17 protein-coding genes are annotated in these 19,824 nt (G+C 61.4%); 13 read left to right on the top strand and 4 right to left on the bottom strand.

Annotated features, from left to right (window positions below; translation table 11 throughout):
• Window positions 1–94 precede the first annotated feature (94 nt).
• The gene (locus HH213_RS26300) at window positions 95–1,441 is read right to left on the bottom strand and encodes an MFS transporter (protein ID WP_169114227.1); all 1,347 of its coding nucleotides are present in this window, start codon (window positions 1,439–1,441) and stop codon (window positions 95–97) included.
• 133 nt (window positions 1,442–1,574) lie between these two features.
• Between HH213_RS26300 and cyoA the strand changes: the two genes are divergently transcribed.
• The 8 genes from cyoA to HH213_RS26260 are packed head-to-tail and all read left to right on the top strand — an operon-like array spanning window position 1,575 to window position 8,905.
• Window positions 1,575–2,573 (top strand): ubiquinol oxidase subunit II, encoded by a 999-nt coding sequence (gene cyoA / locus HH213_RS26295; RefSeq protein WP_110847988.1) that lies wholly within the window; start codon window positions 1,575–1,577, stop codon window positions 2,571–2,573.
• Complete coding sequence (gene cyoB / locus HH213_RS26290) at window positions 2,570–4,576, top strand: cytochrome o ubiquinol oxidase subunit I (protein ID WP_371875685.1); 2,007 nt, start codon at window positions 2,570–2,572, stop codon at window positions 4,574–4,576. The genes cyoA and cyoB overlap by 4 nt, the downstream gene beginning before the upstream one ends.
• Window positions 4,569–5,198, top strand: a complete 630-nt coding sequence (gene cyoC, locus HH213_RS26285) for a cytochrome o ubiquinol oxidase subunit III (protein ID WP_110847987.1) — start codon at window positions 4,569–4,571, stop codon at window positions 5,196–5,198. The genes cyoB and cyoC overlap by 8 nt, the downstream gene beginning before the upstream one ends.
• The gene (gene cyoD, locus HH213_RS26280) at window positions 5,195–5,605 is read left to right on the top strand and encodes a cytochrome o ubiquinol oxidase subunit IV (protein WP_110847986.1); all 411 of its coding nucleotides are present in this window, start codon (window positions 5,195–5,197) and stop codon (window positions 5,603–5,605) included. Before cyoC ends, cyoD begins: the two co-directional genes overlap by 4 nt.
• The gene (locus tag HH213_RS26275; RefSeq protein ID WP_169114226.1) at window positions 5,602–6,387 is read left to right on the top strand and encodes an SURF1 family protein; all 786 of its coding nucleotides are present in this window, start codon (window positions 5,602–5,604) and stop codon (window positions 6,385–6,387) included. The genes cyoD and HH213_RS26275 overlap by 4 nt, the downstream gene beginning before the upstream one ends.
• Window positions 6,368–7,753 carry an ATP-binding protein gene (locus tag HH213_RS26270; RefSeq protein WP_110847984.1) on the top strand — a complete coding sequence of 462 codons (1,386 nt, stop codon included), beginning with the start codon at window positions 6,368–6,370 and terminating at the stop codon, window positions 7,751–7,753. The genes HH213_RS26275 and HH213_RS26270 overlap by 20 nt, the downstream gene beginning before the upstream one ends.
• Complete coding sequence (locus tag HH213_RS26265) at window positions 7,750–8,301, top strand: response regulator transcription factor (RefSeq protein WP_110847983.1); 552 nt, start codon at window positions 7,750–7,752, stop codon at window positions 8,299–8,301. The genes HH213_RS26270 and HH213_RS26265 overlap by 4 nt, the downstream gene beginning before the upstream one ends.
• A 10-nt stretch (window positions 8,302–8,311) precedes the next feature.
• The gene (locus tag HH213_RS26260; RefSeq protein WP_169114225.1) at window positions 8,312–8,905 is read left to right on the top strand and encodes a 2'-5' RNA ligase family protein; all 594 of its coding nucleotides are present in this window, start codon (window positions 8,312–8,314) and stop codon (window positions 8,903–8,905) included.
• Here the strand turns inward: HH213_RS26260 and HH213_RS26255 are convergent.
• On the bottom strand, window positions 8,886–9,374 hold the full coding sequence (locus HH213_RS26255) for a hypothetical protein (protein WP_169114224.1): 489 nt from the start codon (window positions 9,372–9,374) through the stop codon (window positions 8,886–8,888). The genes HH213_RS26260 and HH213_RS26255 overlap by 20 nt on opposite strands.
• Window positions 9,375–9,430: 56 nt before the next feature.
• On the opposite strand from HH213_RS26255, the gene HH213_RS26250 reads away from it, so the two are divergent.
• The 3 genes from HH213_RS26250 (at window position 9,431) to HH213_RS26240 (ending at window position 14,293) form a co-directional block, all read left to right on the top strand.
• A complete protein-coding gene (locus HH213_RS26250) occupies window positions 9,431–10,657 on the top strand; it encodes a hypothetical protein (RefSeq protein WP_169114223.1) in 1,227 nt (408 codons plus the stop codon).
• A 184-nt stretch (window positions 10,658–10,841) separates the two neighbouring features.
• Window positions 10,842–12,500: a methyl-accepting chemotaxis protein gene (locus HH213_RS26245; RefSeq protein ID WP_169114222.1), complete on the top strand. Its 1,659-nt coding sequence runs from the start codon at window positions 10,842–10,844 to the stop codon at window positions 12,498–12,500.
• A 2-nt stretch (window positions 12,501–12,502) separates the two neighbouring features.
• Window positions 12,503–14,293 (top strand): sensor domain-containing phosphodiesterase, encoded by a 1,791-nt coding sequence (locus HH213_RS26240; protein ID WP_169114221.1) that lies wholly within the window; start codon window positions 12,503–12,505, stop codon window positions 14,291–14,293.
• A gap of 1 nt (window position 14,294) precedes the next feature.
• Here HH213_RS26240 and HH213_RS26235 read toward each other — a convergent pair whose 3' ends face one another.
• On the bottom strand, window positions 14,295–15,206 hold the full coding sequence (locus tag HH213_RS26235) for a LysR substrate-binding domain-containing protein (RefSeq protein ID WP_169114220.1): 912 nt from the start codon (window positions 15,204–15,206) through the stop codon (window positions 14,295–14,297).
• A 107-nt stretch (window positions 15,207–15,313) separates the two neighbouring features.
• Between HH213_RS26235 and HH213_RS26230 the strand changes: the two genes are divergently transcribed.
• On the top strand, window positions 15,314–16,006 hold the full coding sequence (locus tag HH213_RS26230; RefSeq protein ID WP_169114219.1) for an SDR family NAD(P)-dependent oxidoreductase: 693 nt from the start codon (window positions 15,314–15,316) through the stop codon (window positions 16,004–16,006).
• A gap of 42 nt (window positions 16,007–16,048) precedes the next feature.
• Window positions 16,049–17,422: a DUF2799 domain-containing protein gene (locus HH213_RS26225; protein WP_169114218.1), complete on the top strand. Its 1,374-nt coding sequence runs from the start codon at window positions 16,049–16,051 to the stop codon at window positions 17,420–17,422.
• 86 nt (window positions 17,423–17,508) lie between these two features.
• Here HH213_RS26225 and HH213_RS26220 read toward each other — a convergent pair whose 3' ends face one another.
• Window positions 17,509–19,701, bottom strand: a complete 2,193-nt coding sequence (locus HH213_RS26220; RefSeq protein ID WP_169114217.1) for a TonB-dependent receptor — start codon at window positions 19,699–19,701, stop codon at window positions 17,509–17,511.
• Between the last annotated feature and the right edge of the window lie 123 nt (window positions 19,702–19,824).

Raw genomic sequence — 19,824 nt, 5'->3', positions numbered from 1 at the left:
ACCACATGAGCAGTACCATTGGAACCCGCAACCCGCAGGCGTCAGGGTCTGACCCCGTGGGGTCAGACCCTTTTGTCCGGGGTTAAGTCCGGCGTTAATTATCGCGAATATGCCATGCGCGGTTGATGCTCAACGCTGCCAGTGACGCGGCGGCGCCAGAGAACAGGTACACGCCCGCATAGGCCAGTCCGAAGTGCGAGGACAGTCCCAGCGCCACCAGCGGCGCAAAGCCGGCGCCCACCAGCCATGCCACATCGCTGGTCAGTGCCGCGCCGGTATAGCGGAAGCGCTGCGGGAAGTTGGACGTTACCGCACCCGCTGCCTGGCCATACGACAGCCCCAGCAAGGAGAAGCCGATCAGGATAAACGCGTCCTGCCCGGTTTCGCCGCTGCCGATCAGGAATGGCACGAACAGGCTGAAGATACCGATCATGATCGCCAGCGTGCCCAGCGTGCGGCGGCGGCCGACGCGGTCGGCGATGAAGCCGGAGATGATGATACCCACCGCCATCAGCGCCACGCCCAGCATCTGCACGTGCAGGAAGCCGGCAATCGAGCGCTGCGACGTCAGCGTGATCCACGACAGCGGGAATACCGTTACCAGGTGGAACAGCGCGTAGCTGGCCAGTGCTGCCAGGGCGCCGATGATCACGTTGCGCGATTGCGAATTGAGCAACTCGCCGACCGGCACCGGATCGAGCTGGTGCTCGTCCAGCAGGTGCGAGTATTCATGCGTGGTCACCAGGCGCAGGCGGGCAAACAGCGCCACCACGTTGATGGCAAACGCCACATAGAACGGATAGCGCCAGCCGAATTCGAGGAAGTCCAGCGAACTGAGGTTGGTCATCAGGTAGGCAAACAGCCCGGCCGCAATGACGAAGCCGATCGGCGCGCCCAGCTGACCCAGCATGGCGTACCAGCCGCGCTTCTCTTCTGGCGCGTTGAGCGCCAGCAGCGATGGCAGGCCATCCCACGATCCGCCTTGCGCAATGCCTTGTCCAATCCGCAAAATGGCCAGGAAGACAATCGAGGTGGTCCCCAAACTGGCATAGTCCGGAAGGAAGGCGATACCTGCCGTGGAAACCCCCATAATCAACAACGCCAGCGTCAATTTGGTTTCACGCGTGAAGTGATGTTGAACTGCCATAAAAGCCACAGTTCCTATCGGACGGGCAATAAAGGCAAGCGCAAAAATCGCAAAAGCGTATAGTGTGCCGTCAAGCCTGCTGTCGTATGGAAAGAATACCGACGGGAATACCAGCGCTGACGCGATGGCGTAGACGAAGAAGTCGAAATACTCGGATGCGCGCCCGATGACCACGCCGATCGCAATTTCCCCGGGAGAGATATGTCCGTCCCTGGCGTTAATGCTACGTGCTCCAGGGCTTGTTTGATGATGGACGTCAGCTTGGACGTCACTAATAGAAGTCGTGTTAGCCATAGTCTCTTTGTCTCGTGTTAAGTAATTGTTATCACGGCGAGTCCGAGCACGTAGGACAAAGTGTCCAATTGCAAGAACAACCCGTCGTGAGTACAGTAGCATGTTCCCAACAATCTGTAATCTAAATTACCGCATGATTCCTCCTATCGTTCGTCGTGGATTGCTCCTCGCACCGTTATTGTGGCTCGCTGGCTGCGATACGGTCGTGCTGAATCCGTCCGGGGATATCGCAGCGCAACAAGCACACCTAGTCGTGGTGTCAACCTTGCTGATGCTGTTGATTATCGTACCTGTCATGTTTCTCATCTGTCTGTTCGCTTGGCGCTATAGGAAGTCAAATACTGCCGCCGAATACAAACCAGACTGGGATCACTCTACCAAGCTCGAACTGCTGATCTGGGGCGCGCCGCTGCTGATCATCATCGTGCTGGGCCTGATCACGTGGATTTACACCCACTTGCTCGATCCGTATCGTCCGCTGAGCCGCCTGGACGAAAACCGTCCGATCGCCGCCGGCGTCAAGCCGCTGGAAGTGCAAGTGGTGTCGATGGACTGGAAATGGGTCTTCATTTATCCGGAGCAGGGCATCGCGACCGTGAATGAGCTGGTCACGCCGATCGACGTACCGGTCCGTTTCCACATGACCTCGACCTCGGTGATGAACGCGTTCTACATTCCTGCACTGGCTGGTATGGTCTACACCATGCCTGGCATGGAAACGCAGCTGAATGCGGTGATGAACAAGGTCGGCATCTACGACGGTTTCTCGGCCAACTACAGCGGCGCCGGTTTCTCGGACATGCGCTTCAAGTACCACGGCGTGTCGCAAGCCGACTTCGACGCCTGGGTTGCCAAGACCAAGTCCAGCACCACTGTGCTGAACCGTGCAGAAGCGTTGCTGCTGGAAAAACCGACGATCAAGCACCCGATCATGCATTTCGGTACCGTGGACAATGGCATTTATGACCTGATCCTGAACCGTTGCGTGGCCGAAGGCTCGGTCTGCGTCAATACCCAGATGCACCAGGATGCCACGCGCATCAAGGCAGCGGCAGTCATGAAAAACCTGCCGAAAGACGTGTGTGAACCTGCCACCGTCGCCGCAACTGCTCAACCTACCCGTAAAGAATGACCATGTCTGATCTCAACCTGACCAATCTGATCTTTGGGCGGCTGTCACTGGAAGCAATTCCATACCACGAGCCCATCCTGATCGGCACCTTCGCCGGCGTGGCGTTGGGCGGTATCGCCTTCCTCGCCGCCATGTTCTACTTCCGTTTGTGGGGTCCGTTCTGGCGTAACTGGGTTACCTCGATCGACCACAAAAAAATCGGCATCATGTATATGGTGCTGGGTATCATCATGCTGCTGCGCGGCTTCGCCGATGCACTGATGATGCGCGCACAGCAGGCCATGGCCTTTGGGGATAACCCGGGCTTCCTGCCGCCGCACCACTTCGACCAGGTGTTTACCGCCCACGGCACGATCATGATTTTCTTCGTCGCCATGCCGCTGGTTACCGGTCTGATGAACTACGTGGTGCCGCTGCAAATCGGCGCGCGCGACGTGTCGTTCCCGTTCCTGAATAACTTCTCGTTCTGGATGACCACCTTCGGCGCCATGCTGACCATGGTGTCGCTGTTCATCGGTGAATTCGGCAAAACCGGCTGGCTGGCCTTCCCGCCGCTGTCGGGCATCGCCGCATCGCCGGACGTCGGGGTCGATTACTATATCTGGTCGTTGCAGGTGGCCGGGGTCGGGACTACGCTATCCGGGGTCAACCTGCTGGCCACCATCATCAAAATGCGCGCGCCTGGCATGTCGATGATGAAAATGCCAGTGTTCACCTGGACCGCACTGTGCACCAATGCACTGATCGTCGCGACCTTCCCGATTCTGACCATCACCCTGGCCATGCTGTCGCTGGACCGTATCGCCGGCTTCAACTTCTTCACCACCGAACTGGGTGGTAACCCGATGCTGTACGTCAACCTGATCTGGATCTGGGGCCACCCTGAGGTCTACATCCTGGTGCTGCCAGTGTTCGGCGTGTTCTCGGAAATCGTCTCGACCTTCTCCGGCAAGCGTCTGTTCGGCTACACCTCGATGGTGTACGCCACCGTCGTGATTACCGTGCTGTCTTACCTGGTATGGCTGCACCACTTCTTCACCATGGGCTCCGGCGCCAGCGTCAACTCGTTCTTCGGCATCACCACGATGATCATCTCGATCCCGACCGGCGCCAAGATCTTCAACTGGCTGTTCACCATGTACAAAGGCCGCATTCGCTTCACCGTGCCGATGATGTGGACCGTGGGCTTCATGCTGACCTTCGTGATCGGCGGTATGACCGGCGTGATGCTGGCAGTGCCACCAGCCGACTTCGTGCTGCACAACTCGCTGTTCCTGATCGCCCACTTCCACAACGTGATTATCGGTGGCGTGGTGTTCGGTCTGTTCGCTGGTATCAACTACTGGTTCCCGAAAGCCTTCGGCTTCACGCTGGACGAGTTCTGGGGCAAGGTATCGTTCTGGTGCTGGCTGGTCGGTTTCTGGGTGGCCTTCACGCCGCTGTACATCATGGGCTTCATGGGCGTTACCCGCCGCATGAACCACTTCGATGATCCTTCGCTGCAGATCTACTTCATCGTGGCCGCCATCGGCGCGCTGATCATCGCTGCTGGTATCGGCGCCTTCCTGGTACAGATCGGCGTCAGCGTCCTGAACCGCAAGAAACTGCGCGACGTCACCGGCGACCCATGGGGCGGCCGTACGCTGGAGTGGGCCACGTCGTCGCCACCGCCAGACTACAACTTCGCCTTCACGCCAGTGGTGCATGACAGCGACAGCTGGGCCGACATGAAAGCCAACCAGTATCAGCGTCCGCTGAAAGGTTTCGTCGACATCCACATGCCGAAGAACACCGGCGCCGGCTTCATCATCTCGGCACTGGCCTTCGCCTTCGGCTTCGCCATGGTCTGGTCGATGTGGTTGCCTGCTGCACTGTCGTTCGCGGCGATGCTAGTGGCGATCATCGTTCACACCTTTAACTACAAGCGCGATTACTACATCAACGCCGATGAAGTGAATCGTACCGAAGAAGCGCATACTCGTTTGCTGGAAAGCCATGTCTGAAATTAACGCTAATGGCGCCCTGAGCGCCGATCCAAGCGCGCGTTACTACGTGCGTGACCATCATCCTGAGCACAGCACGCTGCTGGGCTTCTGGATTTACCTGATGAGCGACTGCCTGCTGTTCGCCGGCCTGTTCGCCGCTTACGCAGTCCTGGGCCGCAGCTATGCGGGCGGCCCAAGCGGCGCGGAACTGTTCGACCTGCCGACCGTGGCGATCAACACCGGCTTCCTGCTGCTGTCGTCGATCACCTACGGCTTCGCGATGATCGCCTCGCAGCGTAAAAACCTGAAGGCCACCATCGTCTGGCTGCTGATCACCGGCGCCTTCGGCCTGGCGTTCCTGTACCTGGAACTGGACGAGTTCGTGCACCTGATCCATGAAGGCGCGGGTCCGCAACGCAGCGCGTTCCTGAGCTCGTTCTTCGCGCTGGTCGGCACCCACGGTCTGCACGTGACCTTCGGTACCGTCTGGCTGGTGACGCTGTGCTTCCAGCTGGGCAAGCACGGCCTGACCCCTGAAAACAACCGCCGCCTGATGTGCCTGTCGATGTTCTGGCACTTCCTGGACGTGATCTGGATCGGCGTCTTTACCTTTGTCTACCTGATGGGAGTTCTGCCATGAGCGCACCACACAACCACTCTGCGCATGATGACCACGGCCACGGCCACGACGACCACGAAGGCGATGGTCACCACGGCAGCCTGAAGGACTACGCGATCGGTTTCATCCTGTCCGTGATCCTGACCGCGATTCCGTTCTACCTGGTGATGACCAAGGCGTTCGACAAGTCGAGCACCACCGCCATCGTCATCCTCGGCTTCGCCGCAGTGCAGGTGATCGTGCACATGGTCTACTTCCTGCACATGAACGGCAAGGCCGAAGGCGGCTGGTCGATGCTGGCCACGCTGTTCACGCTGGTGTTGCTGGTGATCGTCCTGGCTGGCTCGATCTGGGTCATGTACCACATGAACCTGAACATGATGCCGTCCATGGGTAACGACGCTCACAACATGCAAGACATGCAATGATGACGGGCGCCTCCAAGCGCCAACGTTCCCGAACCCTGCGCGTCATCCTGGTCCTCGCGGCCGGGGTGATGTTTGCAGGGTTTTTTGCTTTGGGGACGTGGCAGGTATTCAGACTTCAATGGAAACTGGCGCTGATCGAGCGCGTCGACCAGCGCGTGCATGCGGCGCCGGTTGCGGCGCCGTCGATGGCGCAATGGCCGCAGCTGAACGCGGACGCCGACGACTATCGGCGCGTGCAGTTGCGCGGCGTGCTGCTGGATGGTTCGACCACTCAGGTGCTGGCGTCGCTGGACCGCGGCATCGGCTACTGGGTGGTGACGCCACTGTGCACGCCGGACGGCGGCATCGTGATGGTCAATCGCGGCTTTACCCCGGCAGGCCTCGGCGGCTGGAAGCCACAACCGGCGCCGCCGGCGGCAATGGCCGATGCATGCCGTGGCGCGGCCGGTCCGACGGTGTCGGTCAGCGGTCTGCTGCGGCTGACCGAAGTGGCGGGGCGCTTGCGCCAGAACGAACCGGCGCGCAATTACTGGTACACGCGCGATGTGCAGGCGATCGCCCAGGCGCGTGGCCTGCCGGCGGTGGCGCCGTACTTTGTCGATGCCGATGCGGCGTCGGCCAAGGCAGCGGGACCGGTGGCGAGCGTGCAGCCGGTCGGCGGACTGACAGTTATTTCCTTCGTCAACAACCACTTGGTTTATGCTATCACCTGGTACGCACTGGCCCTGATGGTGGCTGGAGCGACGGTATGGATCATCCGAGATGCGCGCAAACAAAAATAGCAATCCCTATGACGGCGGCCCGGCACGGCTGCGGCCCCGTCTTCCTGTCGTAGAACCGCTGGCGCCGGCCAACGCCTCCGCCAGCACGATCACCCACGCGGCCGGACACAAGAACATGCAGCAGCTGATCCAGCTGCGCTGGATCGCCGTGATCGGCCAGATCACCACCATTGCCACCGCCTCAATTCTGCTGGGCGTGCAGCTGCCGATGCCGGCCATGCTGAATGTGCTGGCCTGCCTGATCGCCTTCAACGTCGCCAGCATCCTGCGCTGGCAGGAAAACCAGGTGGTGTCCAACAGCGAGCTGCTGCTGGCGTTGACGGTGGACGTGGCCAGCCTCACTGCGCAGCTGTATCTGAGCGGCGGCGCCACCAATCCCTTTGTGTTCCTCTATCTGCTGCATGTGATCCTCGGCGCGGTGCTGCTGGAGACATGGGCCACCTGGACCATGGTGATCGTCACCGGCGCCTGCATCGCAGGTCTGGCGCTGTTTTCGGAACCGCTGCCGCTGCCGCAGGATCACGCGCTGGGCATTTTCAGCCTGTATGTACAGGGTATGCTGCTGTGCTTTATCCTGGACGCGGCGCTGCTGGTCATCTTCATCACCCGCATCATGCAGAATATGCGCAGCAGCGCGGCGGCGGTGTCCGACCTGCGCCAGCGCGCGGCGGAAGAAGAGCACATCGTCCGTATGGGGCTATTAGCGTCCGGCGCAGCGCACGAACTGGGCACGCCGCTGGCGACGCTAGCGGTGATCCTCGGCGACTGGAAGCATATGCCAGAATTTAAGGGCAGCCCGGTGCTGCTGGAAGAAATCGCCGAGATGCAAACGCAGCTCAAGCGCTGCAAGTCCATCGTCAGCGGCATTTTGATGTCGGCCGGCGAGGCGCGCGGCGAATCTTCGACCGCCACCACGCTTAACACCTTCCTCGACGAGGTGGTGGCCGAGTGGCGCATCGGCCGCCCGGTAGCGGCGTTTGAACTGGAAAACCGCATCGCGACCGATCTGCCGGTGGTGTCCGATTCCACCCTCAAGCAAATGATCTGCAATGTGCTGGATAATGCGCTGGAAGCTTCGCCGGCGTGGCTGCGCATGGAGGCCAGCATTGAAGGCGGCATGCTGGTGCTGCTGGTGACCGATAACGGTCCCGGCTTTGCACCGTCTATACTGGCGCAGTTTGGCAAGCCTTACAATTCCAGCAAGGGGCGTCCCGGCGGCGGACTGGGACTGTTCCTGGTGCTGAATGTGGCGCGCACGCTGGGCGGCGAAGTGACCGCAACCAACCGCGAGCAGGGCGGGGCGATGGTGCGTTTGACGCTGCCGCTGTCGGCCATCGAAATCAAATCGGAACAACAAACGACATGACGACAGAAGATCGAGCAGAAGATCGAGTACTGCTGCTGGTAGAAGATGATGCAGCCTTCGCCCGTACATTGGGGCGTTCCTTCGAGCGGCGCGGCTATCAGGTGCTGCTGGCGGAAAACGTGGACGACGCCAGCGCGCTGCTGGTCGATCATTCGCCCGGTTACGCCGTGGTGGACTTGAAATTGAAGGGCAATTCGTCCGGCCTGGCCTGCGTGCAGATGCTGCACGAGCATGACGAAGAGATGCTGATTGTGGTGCTGACCGGCTTCGCCAGCATCAATACAGCGGTGGAGGCGATCAAGCTGGGGGCCTGCCAGTACCTGGCCAAACCATCTAACACCGACGATATCGAAGCCGCGTTCGAGCACGTGGCCGGCGCGGCGGACCTGGAACTGAGTTCTCGCACCACGTCGGTCAAGACCTTGGAGTGGGAACATATTCATACGGTGCTCGCGGAGACCGATTTCAATATCTCCGAAGCGGCGCGGCGTCTCGGCATGCACCGCCGCACGCTGGCGCGCAAACTTGAGAAACAACGGGTGAAGTGAGCCCGAAAATATGAGCCAACAAGCATCGCTATTTGATTTTGAACCGCCGCCAAAACTGACGGACCGGATCTTCTTCGCCATCGCGCCGGATGCTCCGGCCATCGCCGACATCGGCGCGCTAACGGCGACGCTGAAAGCGCAGCATGGCATGCAAGGCCGGCCGATTGCCGACGCCAAACTGCACTGCACTTTGTGTAATCTGGGCGATTTTGCCGGCATGCCGGATGCGCTGATCGCGCGCGCGTCGCAAGCAGCAACGCAGGTGGCCGGCGCTACGCCGCCCTTTGTAGCCAGCTTCGACACCGCACAGACCTTCGTCAATCGCGCCCGCAACCGGCCGTTCGTGCTAACTGGCGGCGATGGCGTGACCGGTGTGGCGGCGCTGTACCGTAACCTGAACAGCGCGCTGCACAAAGCGGGCATCCCCGGCAATCCAGCCAGCTACACGCCGCACGTCACACTGCTGTATGACGATGTGACGGTTCCACCGCAAGGCGTAACGCCGGTGGAATGGACCGTGCGCGAGTTCGTCCTGCTGCACAGTCATATCGGCCAGGCACGTCCTTACAACGTGCTGGCGCGCTTTAGAATGCCTTCAGCTTGAGCTGAATCGACAGCGCGCCGTACAAACGGTCTTTGTACGACGGCACGATGGCGACGTTGACGCCAACGCGTTCATATTCGTAGCTGAGGGTAGGGATGGCGGCGGGGAACCAGCCGCCATCGCGCATTTTAGGGTAGCCGCTAAAACCGCCCACCACCGCGCCGATGCGCACCGGGCCGATTTTCCACGGCTGGTAATACACGCCCGCGTAGTTGGAATAAGCGCGGTCGCTGTTATAGAAGCGTCCCGCCGTTACCGACGCCACCGTCGAAAAGCGCCATTCCCCGCCCAGGCCCGGATTGCTGTCGTTCAGGCCTTTATCGCGCTGGAAGTGGTAAGAGTAAAAGCCACCATTGATCCACACTTCCTGCAGCGGCTTCGCCTCGATGGTCTCGAAACCGTCGGCCATGGCCGCACCGGACACGCAGGCCAGCAACGCCAGCCCGGCAATACGCAAACTATTAATCATCCGAAGCTTTCTTCGTCATGTTGAGGACTGGGATTATAGCCGTGTATGATGCGGGCATGATAACCACGTCGCGTCCCTTCCTCGGTTTGCTGGTGTTTGCCGCCGGCTGCGCGCAGGCGGCCGAATGGCGTGGACTGGTCGATGTGCGCGCCGTCGATTCCGACGCCAGCCGCAGCTTCCTGGACAGCGGCATGGGCAAGACGCGCTATGACGCCAACTCGCCGCGCTTGAGCATCGGCCAGGCCGTGCTGCATGGCGATGCCGATATCACCGACAGCATCAGCGGCACGCTGGAACTGAGCGCCGACCAGCAGCATCGCGGCATAGTCGATGTGCGCGAGGCTTGGCTGGCATGGAGTCCGGTGCCGGCCGGCGCCTGGAAGACGCGCGTCAAGGCCGGCTTCTTCTTCCCGCCGACCAGCGTGGAAATCGACTACGACAGCCTCGGCTGGGTGCCGAAACACACCATCTCCAGTTCCGCCATCAATAGCTGGATCGGCGAAGAGCTGCGCACCAACGGCGTGGAGTGGAGTGCGCGACGGCTGGGCCGCTATGTCGATGCGCCGTATGACGTGGGCGTGGTGGCGGCGGTCTTCAACGGCAATGATCCCACCGGGACGTTGCTGGCATGGCGCGGCTGGTCGATCAGCGACCGCATCGCCGGCCGCTTCGATACAGTCAAGCTGCCCGACTTGCCGGTGTACCGGAGCGACGGCGCGATCCCACGGCAATGGCGTGACATCCATCCGTTCCGCGAAGTGGATGGACGGCTCGGCTACTACGCCGGCGCCAATTTCAATGTCGGCACGCGACTGGAGCTGGCCGCGCTGCATTACGATAATCTGGCCGATCCGATGGCGGTCAAGGACGGGCAGTACAGCTGGCGCACGCGCTTCGACCATGTCAGCGCCGTGTGGCGGCCGCAGGGTCAGTGGGAACTGGCGATACAGACCATGCGCGGCGATACGCTGATGGGCCCCAACGCGGTGGCGCTGGATTTCCAGTCGTGGTTTGCACTGGCCAGCCATCCGCTTGGCGGCGGCACGGCGGCGATTCGCTACGATCATTTCCGCACGCGAGGGCACGACATCCTGCCCGCCGATCCCAACGACGAAAACGGCTATGGGGTGGCGCTGGCCTACGATTGGCCGCTGTCGGACAGCCTGTCCCTGATGAGCGAGGCGCTGCTGGTCCGCAGCGACCGGTCAGCGCGGCGCCTGCTCGCTGAACTTCCGCAGCAAACCGAACGCAGCTTTACGGTATCGCTGCGCTGGCGTTTCTAACACCTGCCGCTACCTCGTTAGAGAGGTGTTTTCCCTATCTTCAAGTAGTAAAGTTCCATCCAAGTTGACGCATGGATATTGTTAATAGGCAATGACTATTGAATGGATTTAATCAATCCATTTAACGAAATTGCTGAAACAAAATATGATGCGGATATCTCGTGTGCGATCTAAAGGAACTGCAATGGAAACGAATAAGAATGAAATCAGCGTCGCCGCCCGTCTGAGCATCGGTTTCGGCATCGTGCTGGCGATGATGCTAGTGCTGTCGATACTGAGCGTTATCAAGGTCAATGCCATCGACAACAGCCTCCAACACATCAGCGAAGTGAATAACGTTAAGCAGCGGCATGCCGTCAACTTGCGCGGCAGCGTGCACGATCGCGCGATTGCGTTGCGCGACGTGGCCTTGGTCAGTGATGGTGAGCTGGCTGCGGTGACCACGCAGATCGAGAAACTGGATGGCGATTATCAGCGCTCCGCGCAGCCGCTGGATGCGATGATCAGCGACGCCAAAGCCAAAGTCACGCCGGAAGAACGCGATTGGTTGAACAAGATCAAGCAGAGCGAAGCCCGCGCCACGCCGCTGATCAAGAAAATTGTGGAAGCCCGCCGCGCTGGTGATACCGACAGCACCCGCAAGATGATGCTGGATGAAGCCAAGCCGGCCTTCACCGATTGGCTGGGCAGCATCAATGGCTTCATCGACCAGGAAGAAAAGCTGACCGAGGCGGAATCGGAACTGGCGCGTAAAGGCGCGCACAACTTCCAGTCGCTGGCCCTGTTGGCTGCGGCGATTGCCATCGCCATCGGCGTGGTGGTTGCATGGCGCGTGACGCAGTACCTGCTGCGCACGCTCGGCGCGGAACCGGCGGAAGTCAAAGCGCTGGCCAATGCGGTGGACCGTGGCGAGTTGTATCACGAAGTAGCATTGCGCGGCCAGGATAAGGATAGCATCATGGCCGTGCTGGTGAAGATGAGCCGCAACCTGCGTAGCACCGTCACCGAAGTGCATGAAGCTGCTGTCGCCGTCAGCAGCATCAGCGACCAGATCTCGGAGCAGAACCAGCACCTGTCGGGGCGCACGGAAGACCAGGCCAGCTCGCTGGAGGAAACTGCATCGGCGATGGAAGAACTGACCGCCACCGTCAAGCAAAACGCCGACAGCGCCCGCGACGCCAACAGCCTGGCGCACAACGCATCCGATATCGCCAGCAAGGGCGGCGAGATTGTCGACGAAGTGGTGCAGACGATGAATGCCATCGATGTTTCGTCGCGCAAGATCGAAGAGATCATCAGCGTGATCGACGGTATCGCCTTCCAGACCAATATCCTGGCGTTGAATGCGGCAGTGGAAGCAGCACGCGCCGGTGAACAGGGCCGTGGCTTTGCGGTGGTGGCGACCGAAGTGCGCAATCTTGCGCAACGCAGCTCCACGGCAGCGCGCGAAGTAAAAACGCTGATCGATGAATCGGTCGCCAAGATCCACGCCGGCACTGCGCTGGTGGAACACGCCGGCACCACCATGCGCGATATCGTGCATAGCGTGAAGCAGGTGAGTGACATGGTGAGCGCGATCACGCTGGCCAGCAATGAGCAGAGCGTGGGCATCGAGGAAGTCAACCGCGCCATCTCGCAGATGGATCAGGTGACGCAGCAGAACGCCGCACTGGTGGAGCACGCGGCCGGCGAAGTCGAAGTGCTGCAAGAGCAAGCAGCGCATCTGAATAACGCCGTCAGCGTGTTCAAGACCCGCCGCGAAGGCTGGAATGCGCAGCCGGTACGGGCCGCTGCACGTACCGAAGTCCGCGTCGGCTTGCTGCCGGCGCCAGTGGGAGCGTAAGAATGCAGCAGATTTTGCTCAGGAATTCCGAGCCGGAGCGCATTCAGGCGCTCCACCAACTGGGTATTTTGAACACCAACACCAGCGAATATTTTGACGCCATCACCCGGCTGGCGATGGAAATATTCGGCGCCGATGGCGCTTACATCTCGCTGCTGGACAGCGACCGCCAGTGGCTCAAGTCCACCGTCGGTTTCTGCCCGCCAAACACGGATCGTGAACAAACCTTCTGCAACTACACCATCCAGCAGGCCAGCGTACTGGTGGTGGAAGACACGCTGCTGGACGCGCGCTTTGCCGATAATCCGATGGTGACCGGCCCGCAGGCGGTGCGCTTTTACGCCGGCGCGCCGCTGATTACGGTGGACGGCTACGCCATCGGCGCGCTGTGCGTCATCGATCAGCGGCCGCGCAGCCTGAACGCTGCCGAAAAGGACAAGCTGGCCCGCCTGGCATCGCTGGTGATGGCGCACATCACGCTGGGCCGCGCGGTCGGCCATGTGGATGCGGTCAGCGGCATTCCCAATAAATACCAGCTGTTTGAAGACTTGACCACGCAAGCGCGCCTGTATCCGCAGCAGCCCCGCGTGCTGGCGGATATCGCCATGCCGGATGCGGCCAAGTCGTTCGAAATCATTCGCGTGCTGGGCGCGGCAGTCTACGATGCGCTGGTTCGAGAAGTCGGCGCGCGATTGATCCAGCTGTTTGAGGGCAGGGCACAGGTGTATCACCTTAACGATGCGCGCTTCGCCATTCTGTCGCGCGACGAGGATACGGATGGTTTCATCCGCTACCTGCATGGGCTTGACGAGGCGCTGGAGGCGCCGCTGAACGGCTTGAATATCCCGATGGCGTTGAACAGCTTCGGCGGCATCGTGGTGTTTGAGCTATGCCAGAACGCAGCCCAGGACGCGCCGCGCAAGGCCGCTGCCGCGATCAATCACGCGATGGTCAACCAGCAGCGCTGGAGCCAGTACAGCAACGCGGAAGACGAAAAGCAGCAGCGCGCTTTCCGCCTGCTGAACGATGTGCGTCACTCCATCGCGCAAGGCCACTTCGAGTTGTTCTATCAGCCCAAGCATGAACTGAACAAAGGCGCGTGCCTGTCCGCCGAAGCGCTGCTGCGCTGGAATCATGCGGAGCTGGGACCGGTGTCGCCGGCCGAGTTTATCCCGCTGGTGGAGAAAACGGCGTTAATAGGGCCATTGACGCATTGGGTGATCCGCACCGCCATCCGCCAGATCGGCGAGTGGCATGCGGCGGGCAATCAGATCAAGGTGGCGATCAACCTGTCGGCCTATAATTTTACGGAACCGGATATCGTCGAGCGGCTGGCTGCGACCTGCCGCGAATTCGATGTCGATCCGCGTTATGTGGAGATCGAATGCACCGAAGGCATGTGGATGGAAGGGCCGGGCATCCTGAAGGCGCTGCACGGCATCCGCGATCTGGGCATGAGCCTCGCGCTGGACGATTTCGGCACCGGCTATAGCAACTTCGCGTATTTGCAGAAGGTGCCGGCCACGGTGGTCAAGGTCGACCAGTCGCTGATCCGCAATGTGGACGCCAATCCACGCGACCAGCGCATCGTCCGTTCGCTGATCGGCCTTGCGCGTGAACTGGGTTACCAGGTGGTGGCGGAGGGCGTGGAGACCGAACAGTCACTGGGCCTGATCCGCGCGTGGGGTTGCGATATCGCGCAAGGCTACCATTTCGCCAAACCGCTTAACGCCACGGCCTTCCTGGCCCACGCGATCCAGCACCGCGATAGTCACGTGGCAATCGCCGCGTGAGTCAGGGATACCCAGTCTGGCAGAGTGCGAGGATTTCATTGCGCAGCCAGACGTGGGCCGGATCCCTGTCGAGGCGTGGATGCCAGATGGCAGAAACATTGAAAGCCGGCGTCTGTACGGGCAACTCAAAGCTTTGCAGTCCGTTGGCGGCCGCGTGATCCGGGATGAAGGCGTTGCCCAGGCACGAGTGGGGGATGATGGCCAGCAGATCGGAATGGCGGGCCACCTGCATGGCATGGGTGTAGCCGGCGACGGTCATCATTATTTTCCGCTTCAGACCCAATGCGGCCAGCGCGGCGTCCACCGGCGTGGGGCGTGATGCGGCCACGTGGTCTGCGGCTGCATATGTGGCGGCGTCCATGGCATGAGCGTCCAGTACCGGATGTCCCTTGCGGCACACGCCGATATAACGGTCGCGAAAAAGCAGGCGGGTACGGATTTCGGGCGCGGTGGTTTTGACGGTGCCGATTTCCAGATCGATGGCGCCGTCCCGCAAAGGCTGCGCATCCCAATCGACCTTGGGGACGAAATTCAGCTGAACGCGGGGCGCTGCGTTGTGAATCCGCTTCATCAGCGCAGCGCCAGCCAGGTCGACGAAGCCTTCGCCGGCGCGAATGGTGAAGCTGCGCTCCAGCGTGGCGGGATCGCACTGGCGATCCGTTGGACGCAGCACAGCCTGAATGTCGCGCGATAGCGCCGGCACCTGTTGATTCAGCTGCTCGGCATATGGTGTGAGCACCAGCGTGCGGCCGGCTTGCAGCAGCAAGCGGTCGCCGGTTGCTTCGCGCAGGCGGGTCAGCGTGCGGCTCATCGCCGAGACGCTCAGCCCCAGGCGGCGGGCAGCGCCAGTGACGCTGCGCTCACTCAGCAGCGCTTCCAATGCAATCAGCAGGTTGAAGTCGATATTGACCATGCGGCGATTATAGCGTGGGACGCAATCGTCGATTGCAGGCCGGGCGTCTGGTGCAAGACGCCCGCCGCGCCTATCATCGATGCTTGTTCAGCCCAAGGAGTAGCACTATGCCCAGTATCTTGTTAGTCGGCGCCTCGCGCGGGCTCGGTCATGCGATGGCCGTGGAATTTGTCGGGAAAGGCTGGCATGTTGTCGGGACGGTGCGCCCCGGTGGCGCCAGCACGCCTTTGCACGGCCTGGCCGACACGCATCCGTTCCAGCTGGAGATTGAAACGCTGGACATCACATTCAGCGAACAGCTTCATGCCCTTTATGGCCGCCTGGACGGGAGAGTCTTTGACGCCCTGTTTGTGAACGCCGGCACCACCAATCCCGATCCAAACCAGACGATTGCTGAAGTATCGACCAAGGACTTCGTCAACCTGATGATCACCAACGCTTTGAGTCCCATGAGGGTGCTGGAGAAGTTGGCGCACCTGGTGCGGCCGGATGGCTTGCTCGGCGTGATGTCGTCCGGGCAGGGCAGCATCGCCAACAACCACGCGGGGCAGCGAGAGCTTTATCGCGGCACGAAAGCGGCGCTGAATCAGTTTATGCGCAGTTTCGCGGCGCGGCAGGACGAGACGCAGCGCCCGATGCTGGTGATGGCGCCAGGTTGGGTACGCACTGAGTTGGGTGGCGACGATGCGCCGCTGACTATTGCCGACAGCATCCCGCCATTGGTCGATGTGATGCTGGCCAAACTGAATAGGCCGGGACTTGAATATCTGGATTACCAAGGCCGCACCGTGGCATGGTAGCTGGCTGGCCTGGATTGTAAAGTTGGCATTATAATTCGGGCCATGAAAACCATCGTACGCCTGATTCCCGTGATTCTGCTGCTGGCCGGATGCCAGTCCACCCAACAGCGGATTGCCGATTGCAAGGTCGGCGACTGGACCGCCATTGGCCATAAGGATGGCTTGCTGGGCGAGCCGGCCAACTACGCCGACCGCAAGGACTTCTGCGACGATCACGCCGACAAGCCGGCTGCCGCCGATGCCGCCGCGCGCTACACGGCCGGCTGGGCGCAAGGTAACTGGGACGCGTGGTACCTCCTCGGCGAACAGGATGGCGTGCAGGGACAGCAGCCGCAGTTTGAACAGCGCTCCAACAATGACGACGTCCGCAAGCACAAAACGCCGCTGAATCGTCCTGCCTACGATGGCGGCTGGGCCAACGGTAACTCCACTCATTGGCGCAATGCCGGTCAACGCGATGGCGCGAGCGGCCAGCCGTCCACGCAAAAGGACATCAGCCGCGCCAATGCGGCCGCCGCGCAGCTGCGGTTTGACGATGCTGCTTACGCTGATGGCTGGCGCGCCGGTAACCGCACTTTCTGGTCCGATGCCGGCTACTCGGACGCCAGGAGTGGTATCCCCGACAGCGAATTCCGCAACCGCGCTACCGCCGCGCGCCGCGCCGGTGTCGACGTACAGGAAGAGTCGTACCGCACCGCGTGGAACGCGGAGATCGTCAACTACTGGCGCAATCTGGGCACGCAGGATGCCACCAGCGGCAAGGAGTTTGGCACGCGTGGACGCGAGGCCAAGGCCAAGGGCTTGAAGATCTACGAGCAGGAATACCGCCAGGCCTGGGAAGCCCGTCTGATCGAATATTGGCGCGCCACTGGCGCGGCGGACGGTTACGGCCAGCCGTTTTTGCTGGAAGACCGTATCAATCACGCCAGCCGCGACGGCGTGTTTGCGATTCCCGGCACGCGCGATGCCTACACCAACGCCTGGCGTCAGGAGAATGCGCGCTACTGCGTGCCGGATAACGCTTTTGAACGGGGACGCACCAATACCGGCATGGCGGTGGAAGTCTGCGCGCCGGCGGTAAAGAACCAGTTGAAGCACGCTTACGTCAGTGGACAGGATTACGAGATCACGGCGGTCAAATATCGCCAGGCGGTGGCAGATGCGAACGATCTGGCAAACCGCGCGCGTGATGCGCGCAACCGGTTAGGAAAACTGGAACGCGAGATCCGCGCCAATCAGGAAGCCAAGGACCGTCCCGCCAATGACGAAACGGCCAAGCAGGATCGCCGCCGGGAACAGGAGCGGCGCGAGTTGAACGACTATCTGCAACGGGTGGAGCGCCAGCTGGATGACGCCCGGCGTTGGGCCGAGCGTCATGACCTGCAAATGCAGCGCCTGCGCCGCGAGATCTATTAGACAGCGCGCGGTACCAGCCAAACTCGCACAGCGCCGTCGCCAGGGTCTGACCCCGTACGGGGTCAGACCCTTCCGCAGGGGGGCCTTTAGAAGCCGACCGTCGCCGACAGCGAGAAGGTGCGCGGTGCGCCCAGGATCAGGTAGCCCGAACCTGGGTACCCGCCAGCCGAAGCCCAGTAGCTCTTGTCGGTGACGTTATCCACGCGTGCGCGGAAGGTCACATTGCGGTCCAGGATGTGGGTGGCGTAGCTGGCGCCCAGATCCAGGCGGGTCCACGATGGCAGTTCCTGCGTGTTGGCGCCGTCAGCGTATTGCGACGAGGTATACAGCGTACGCGCATTCACGCTCAGGCCATGCACGCCCGGCACATCCCAGTCGGCGCCGATGTTCAGCTGCGTGCCCGGCACGCCGATCACGTCTTTGCCCTGGTTTTTGCCGTCCTGCGTGGTGCGCTGCGTTGCGTCCAACAGCGTCAGGCCGCCCAGCAGGCGCAGGCCGCGCGCAGGCATGCCGTACACGGTCATTTCCAGACCCTGGTTGCGCTGTTCGCCGAACACGCCGAAGTGGTCGTTTTCAATGTACGCGGAAGGCTGGTTGGTGCGGAACAGCGCGGCGGTCGCGCCCAGCGTGCCGACTTCATACTTCACGCCGACCTCTTTTTGCTTCGACACGAACGGCGCGAAGATGGTGCCGGTGTTGTCGATGCCGGCGCCGGAGGCGGTAGGACCTTGCTGCAGACCTTCGACATAGTTCGCATACAGCGACACGGCTTTGATCGGACGGTAGACGATGGCGGCCATCGGTGTGACTTTGCTCTCGTTGTAATGCGCGTTGCTGATGCCAGTGTTGTAGTCGTAACCGTCGGTCTTGATGGTCTGGTCACGCGCGCCGACGGTCAGCAGCACTTTATCGTCCAGCATCGACAGCGTATCGGCCAGCGCATAGCTGCTGAAGATGGTCTTGGCGGTCAGGCCCGGATTGCTCAACACGCCGCCGGTGAAGAAGGTGGCTGGCGGCGCGCTGACGTCGATCGGGCTGTAGATGTTGGTGGCAATGCCGCCAAAGGTGCTGAACGCGTAGGCGTTCTTCGACTCCAGCCAGTAGCTCGACGCGCTGGCGCTGATGCTGTGGCCAATGCTGCCGGTGCGCAGTTTCGTGCGCACGCCGATTTCGCCGGTGCGCACGTTGTCGTGGCGCGTGTTATCGAAGCGGTAGGCGTTGGCGGTGCCGCTGGTGGCGGTGACGGTCGGTTCGGACAGGCTGTTGTTTTCGTCGCCGCTGCGCGCGCCGAATGCGGCCCAGGCCACCGAGTCGGCGCCCAGATCCCATTCGCCACGGACGGTGCCGAAGGTGTCGCGTTCATTCGAATGGGTCCAGTCCTGCGCCCAGTTGCTGCCGCTGTCCGGTGCTTTAGGCAGCGCAATCCCGCCGGCGACGGTGACGGCCGGACGTGGCGCGGTCAGCTTGTTGTCCTGGTAGCCCAGGTCGGCCGACAGGCGGAGGCCGCGGCCCTGGTAGTCCAGGCCGACCGAGGCCACGTTCAGTTCACGGTGTTCTTTGTCGACGGCGGTGTCGCCGTCGCGGCGGGCGACGTTGACGCGGATGCCGGCGCGGTCTTCCGGACCAAAGCGGCGGCCGATATCGGCGGCAGCGTAACCCTGGCCGCCGCTTTCGACGCCGACCGTCACTTCGGTCAGTGGCGCGTTGCCTGCGCGTTTAGGCAGCAGGTTGATCGAACCGCCGATGCCGCCGCCGCCCGGCGCTGCGCCGTTGAGGAAGGAGTTCGCGCCGCGGAAGACTTCCACGCGCTCCAGCAGTTCGGATGCGACGAACTGGCGCGGCAGCACGCCATACAAGCCGTTGTAGGCGAGATCGTCGGAGCTGACGGCGAAGCCGCGAATCACATACAGTTCCTGGAAATTGCCGAAGCCGCGCGCCACGCGCACCGATGGATCGTTCTGCAGCACGTCCGCGACGCTGCGCGCCTGCTGGTCCTGGATCAGGGCAGCGGTGTAGTTCAGCGAGTTAAACGGCGTGTCCATCATGTCGACATTGCCCAGCAGGCCGACGCGCCCGCCGCGTGCGATCTGACCGCCGGCGAAATTCTTGGTCAGGCCGGCCGCCGATGCGTCAGCCGAAGCGCTGATCACGACCGACTGCACTTTTTCATCGCCGGTGGCGGCGGTAGTGGTAGCGTCGGTTTGCGCTTGCGCAGCCGTAGCGACCATCAGCATGGCGGCGAGGGCGAGCGGGGACAATTTCAGATTCAGGGTTTGCATGGCGTTTATAAGTTTAATAAGTAAATGAGATCGATTCTCAATTATAACGCCACCCCTGATTTTTCGCTGCGTAATGAGAGTAATTTGCATTATCATTGTAAGCTGGGTACAGTAACTGGATAA

This window comes from Duganella dendranthematis (genome assembly GCF_012849375.1).
In the GTDB taxonomy this organism is placed as follows: Bacteria; Pseudomonadota; Gammaproteobacteria; order Burkholderiales; family Burkholderiaceae_D; genus Rugamonas; species Rugamonas dendranthematis.
This window is presented reverse-complemented; position numbering and strand designations above follow the sequence as displayed.

What these genes read in the sequence shown, in the direction of transcription:
- HH213_RS26300 (WP_169114227.1), bottom strand. Translation starts at nt 1,441, where the DNA reads ATGGCTAACACGACTTCTATTAGTGACGTCCAAGCTGACGTCCATCAT.
- cyoA (WP_110847988.1), top strand. Translation starts at nt 1,575, where the DNA reads ATGATTCCTCCTATCGTTCGTCGTGGATTGCTCCTCGCACCGTTATTG.
- cyoB (WP_371875685.1), top strand. Translation starts at nt 2,570, where the DNA reads ATGACCATGTCTGATCTCAACCTGACCAATCTGATCTTTGGGCGGCTG.
- cyoC (WP_110847987.1), top strand. Translation starts at nt 4,569, where the DNA reads ATGTCTGAAATTAACGCTAATGGCGCCCTGAGCGCCGATCCAAGCGCG.
- cyoD (WP_110847986.1), top strand. Translation starts at nt 5,195, where the DNA reads ATGAGCGCACCACACAACCACTCTGCGCATGATGACCACGGCCACGGC.
- HH213_RS26275 (WP_169114226.1), top strand. Translation starts at nt 5,602, where the DNA reads ATGATGACGGGCGCCTCCAAGCGCCAACGTTCCCGAACCCTGCGCGTC.
- HH213_RS26270 (WP_110847984.1), top strand. Translation starts at nt 6,368, where the DNA reads ATGCGCGCAAACAAAAATAGCAATCCCTATGACGGCGGCCCGGCACGG.
- HH213_RS26265 (WP_110847983.1), top strand. Translation starts at nt 7,750, where the DNA reads ATGACGACAGAAGATCGAGCAGAAGATCGAGTACTGCTGCTGGTAGAA.
- HH213_RS26260 (WP_169114225.1), top strand. Translation starts at nt 8,312, where the DNA reads ATGAGCCAACAAGCATCGCTATTTGATTTTGAACCGCCGCCAAAACTG.
- HH213_RS26255 (WP_169114224.1), bottom strand. Translation starts at nt 9,374, where the DNA reads ATGATTAATAGTTTGCGTATTGCCGGGCTGGCGTTGCTGGCCTGCGTG.
- HH213_RS26250 (WP_169114223.1), top strand. Translation starts at nt 9,431, where the DNA reads ATGATAACCACGTCGCGTCCCTTCCTCGGTTTGCTGGTGTTTGCCGCC.
- HH213_RS26245 (WP_169114222.1), top strand. Translation starts at nt 10,842, where the DNA reads ATGGAAACGAATAAGAATGAAATCAGCGTCGCCGCCCGTCTGAGCATC.
- HH213_RS26240 (WP_169114221.1), top strand. Translation starts at nt 12,503, where the DNA reads ATGCAGCAGATTTTGCTCAGGAATTCCGAGCCGGAGCGCATTCAGGCG.
- HH213_RS26235 (WP_169114220.1), bottom strand. Translation starts at nt 15,206, where the DNA reads ATGGTCAATATCGACTTCAACCTGCTGATTGCATTGGAAGCGCTGCTG.
- HH213_RS26230 (WP_169114219.1), top strand. Translation starts at nt 15,314, where the DNA reads ATGCCCAGTATCTTGTTAGTCGGCGCCTCGCGCGGGCTCGGTCATGCG.
- HH213_RS26225 (WP_169114218.1), top strand. Translation starts at nt 16,049, where the DNA reads ATGAAAACCATCGTACGCCTGATTCCCGTGATTCTGCTGCTGGCCGGA.
- HH213_RS26220 (WP_169114217.1), bottom strand. Translation starts at nt 19,701, where the DNA reads ATGCAAACCCTGAATCTGAAATTGTCCCCGCTCGCCCTCGCCGCCATG.